Raw genomic sequence first — 3,596 nt, 5'->3', positions numbered from 1 at the left:
CGCTTGCACACGGGCAGCTCGTCGGCTCGCCCGAACGCGCGCGACGCCGCCGTGAGCGACGAGAGGCCGAACGCGTAGAGCGTGGCCACGACGTCGGTGACGGAGCCCAGGTAGACGGTGCAGTCGCGGCGACACTCGAGGGCGAACTCGCACACGGTGCGCAGGATGTTCTTCGGGCCGCGCACGGCCACGGTACCCGCATCGGTGCGCTCGAACACGGGGAAGCTCGACTGGTCGGCCTTCTCCCCCACGCGCGCGAGGTCCGTCTCCACGACGAACGAGGAGCCCCGTCCCGCATCCGAGGCGGCGATGCGCGCCGTCTCGGCGTTCACGGCGATGGAGTACAGGGCCATGCCGCGGCCGTGCACGCCCCACTTGTCCAGGTGCATGGTGTCGAGCTTGGAGGTGACGCGCGGCTCGAACACGTGCTCGTGCAGGGCAGGCGGCACGCCGTCACCGTCGTCCACCATGACGATGCGCCGGCGGCCGCCCTCGCGCGACACGGCAGTGAACACGCTCTTGGCATGGGCATCGCGCGCGTTGCGCAGCATCTCGATGACGATGTCCTCCGTGGAGCGGATATCGTGGGCGGCTTGGCGCCGTTCGGCCTCCGCGCTCCTCAAACGGACGAAGCCATCTCCGAGGTCCGCCTCGACCCGGAGATGGCTGTCGCCACTGACGTTCTCTATGAAGGCTTCCAGCGAGCCGTTGGCCATGCCGGGGTCGCCCTACTTCGCGACGCCGACCGCGCGGCTCTCACGGATGACCACGACCTTCACCTGGCCGGGGTACTGCATCTCGTTCTCTATGCGGTGCGCGATGTCATGGGCGAGCACGGTCGTGGCGGCCTCGTCGACCACCTCGGGCTCCACCATCACGCGCACCTCGCGGCCGGCCTGGATGGCGTACGTGCGCTCCACGCCCTTGTACGAGTTGGCGATCTCCTCGAGCTTCTCGAGACGCTTGATGTAGGCGTCGAGCGTCTCCTTGCGGGCGCCGGGGCGGGCGGCCGACACGGCGTCGGCGGCCTGCACGAGCACGGCGAGCACGCTCGAGGGCTCCACGTCGTTGTGGTGCGCCTCGATGGCATGGACGATGTCCTGCTTCTCGCCGAAACGGCGCGCCAGGTCGGCGCCGATGACGGCATGGCTGCCCTCGACCTCGTGGTCGACGGCCTTGCCCAGGTCGTGCAAGAGCCCCGCGCGCTTGGCCGGGATGGGATCGAGCCCGAGCTCCGCGGCCATGACGCCCGAGAGGTAGGCCACCTCGAGCGAGTGGTTCAGCACGTTCTGGCCGTAGGAGGTGCGGTAGCGCAGGCGGCCGAGCGTGCGCACGAGCTCGGGATGCAGGTCGTGGATGCCCGTGTCGAAGGCGGCCTGCTCGCCCGCCTCCTGCACGCGCTGGTTCACGAACGCCTCGGCCTTGCCGAACATCTCCTCGATGCGCGCCGGATGGATGCGCCCGTCGGCCACGAGGTTCTCCATGGTCACGCGGCCGATCTCGCGGCGGACCGGGTCGAAGCACGAGATGGTCACGCACTCCGGGGTGTCGTCGATGATGAGGTTCGTGCCGGTGAGCTGCTCGAACGAGCGGATGTTGCGGCCCTCGCGCCCGATGATGCGGCCCTTGAGGTCGTCGGAGGGGATATGGATGGCGCTCACCGTGTTCTCGGCGGAGTGGTCGGCCGCGACGCGCTGGATGGCCAGGCTCAGGATGGAGCGGGCCTTCTTGTCGGCCTCGGCCTTCGTGCGGGCCTCGGAGTCGCGGATGATGGCAGCGGACTCGTGCACGACCTCGTCCTTGAGGGTGTCGAGCAGCTCGGCCTTCGCCTCCTCCGGCGTCATGCCGGCCACGCGCTCCAGGCGGCGGTTGATCTCCCGGGCGGCCTCCTCGAGGTCGCGCTCGCGACGGTCGAGCTGGCCCTGCTGGGACGATATCTGATGCTCGCGGGCATCGAGCGACTCCACGCGGCGATCGAGCGACTCCTCGCGCTGCGACACGCGGTTCTCGGCGGCGCGCACCTCGCGCATGCGCTCCTTGTTCTCGGCCTGGGCCTCCTGCTTCAGCTTCAGGACCTCGTCCTTGGCTTCGACGATGGCCTCGCGGCGCAGTGTTTCGGCTTGTCGTTTCGCGTCGGCCACCACGGTCTCGGCCTCTTGCGCCGCACGTTTCGCGGACGAGCTGGCCAGGAAGCGGGCACCGACGAAGCCGAGGGCGATGCCTATCACGGCACCGATGAGCAGCCAGATGATCTCGGGCATGCCTCCCCCTTTCGTTTTGGTTCGGATATGCGTTGTTCATATTGCTCGGTTTACATAAAAAGGCCGGTTCCATGAACCGGGCATGAGCGAAGAGCACGCAATACGGGGGCGATCATATGGAATTGTATCTATATGAAATACCCTATCGGGTACGTCTCACTCAAGCTATACCACATGATAAGGCTTGTTCCCCATTTGGTGAAGTCCTGTCAGAAAAATAGCGGAAAACGAGGTCGATAGGCGGTTTTGAGTTCTGCCGACCTCGTTGCATGCACACAACGTAGCGAGGTCCGCAATAGAGTGTCGGATTTTGGAGTTTTAGAGAGTCAAGGGAATGGTCTTGTCGGGCCATTCAGCGCTGAGAACAAGTTTTCTGCCAAGGCTTGCAATGTAACGCGACAGCGTATCGACGCGCATCGTAGCCAGCCGACCGGCCTCGAGCTCAGATACGCGGCATTGGGAGACGCCCATCTTGGCTGCAACCTCCCTTTGGGTCAGATCGCGCTCCTTGCGCGCCTGGGCAAGGTCGTATGCATCGACCTTGGCCTGAGTAATACGACGAGCCTGATCGCGCATCTCCTCGGTGACACCGCGCTTGATAGCATACTCGTGAATGTCCATCGTTCACTCCAATTGTCCCAGATGCTCGCGATACCGTCTCTCCGCCAAGGGAATGGCGGATCGGTACCATCCATTCCATTTCTCGCGGCTTTTCTCTCCGGACGACTTGTCGCCGGCGAAAAGCATGATCGCATGTCTTTTCGGATCGAAGGCAAACAGAATGCGGACTTCCGATCTCCCGGGTGATGCAGGGCGAAGCTCCTTCATATTGCAAAGCTTGGAGTCCTTGATGTGATCCACCAGCGGCCTGCCAAGACTCGGGCCCTTACGTTCAAGTTCCTCGATCGCCGCTTCTATGCAGGAAACCGTGACGAGATCTTGGGTATCGAGCCAAGGCTTGTCAAGTCGATATCAACATGCCAGCCCATCGATCCTCCGTATAAGATCAACCGTATAGTATAAGGTATTCCTTATGGTGTCAAGCGTGAAAGCGCGGAGTGATGCCACCGCTACTGGCGCTCCTTCCCCTCGCTCCAAATGCGGGCGGCGGTGGAGGCGACCGAGGCGCCGAAGCCCTTCTGGGCGAGGCGGCGGTACGCGGCGTCGCGCTTGTTCTTCGCGCGGGGAGGTTTGCGGTCGAGCAGCGCGAGGGCGCGTGCCACCTCGCTCTCGTGGTCGACCGCGAACTCTTCGGGCCAGCCGGGCACGACGGACGCGTCGATGCCCAGGGATTCGAGCTCGGCTGCGATTCCCTGGGCGCCGCGGCCCTGGGAC

At 64.7% G+C, this 3,596-nt stretch carries 4 protein-coding genes and 1 pseudogene; all 5 read right to left on the bottom strand.

All coding sequences use genetic code 11. The features are described from left to right. On the bottom strand, positions 1–623 hold a 623-nt coding region (locus tag GPA_RS01685; protein ID WP_231847541.1), incomplete at its 3' end, for an ATP-binding protein. Between the two features lie 105 nt (positions 624–728). Beyond that, positions 729–2,261 carry a ribonuclease Y gene (gene rny, locus GPA_RS01680; protein ID WP_015538756.1) on the bottom strand — a complete coding sequence of 511 codons (1,533 nt, stop codon included), beginning with the start codon at positions 2,259–2,261 and terminating at the stop codon, positions 729–731. Positions 2,262–2,579: 318 nt separating this feature from the next. After that, positions 2,580–2,882, bottom strand: a complete 303-nt coding sequence (locus GPA_RS01675) for an XRE family transcriptional regulator (protein WP_015538755.1) — start codon at positions 2,880–2,882, stop codon at positions 2,580–2,582. A gap of 3 nt (positions 2,883–2,885) precedes the next feature. After that, a complete protein-coding gene (locus GPA_RS17185) occupies positions 2,886–3,167 on the bottom strand; it encodes a type II toxin-antitoxin system RelE/ParE family toxin (protein WP_231847689.1) in 282 nt (93 codons plus the stop codon). 164 nt (positions 3,168–3,331) lie between these two features. Further along, positions 3,332–3,596: pseudogene (locus GPA_RS01670) on the bottom strand (regulatory protein RecX); the annotation flags it as partial.

It is taken from the genome of Gordonibacter pamelaeae 7-10-1-b (genome assembly GCF_000210055.1).
Lineage (GTDB): Bacteria > Actinomycetota > Coriobacteriia > Coriobacteriales > Eggerthellaceae > Gordonibacter > Gordonibacter pamelaeae.
Note: the sequence above shows the minus strand (reverse complement) of the source record. Positions and strands in the feature narration are given on the sequence as shown.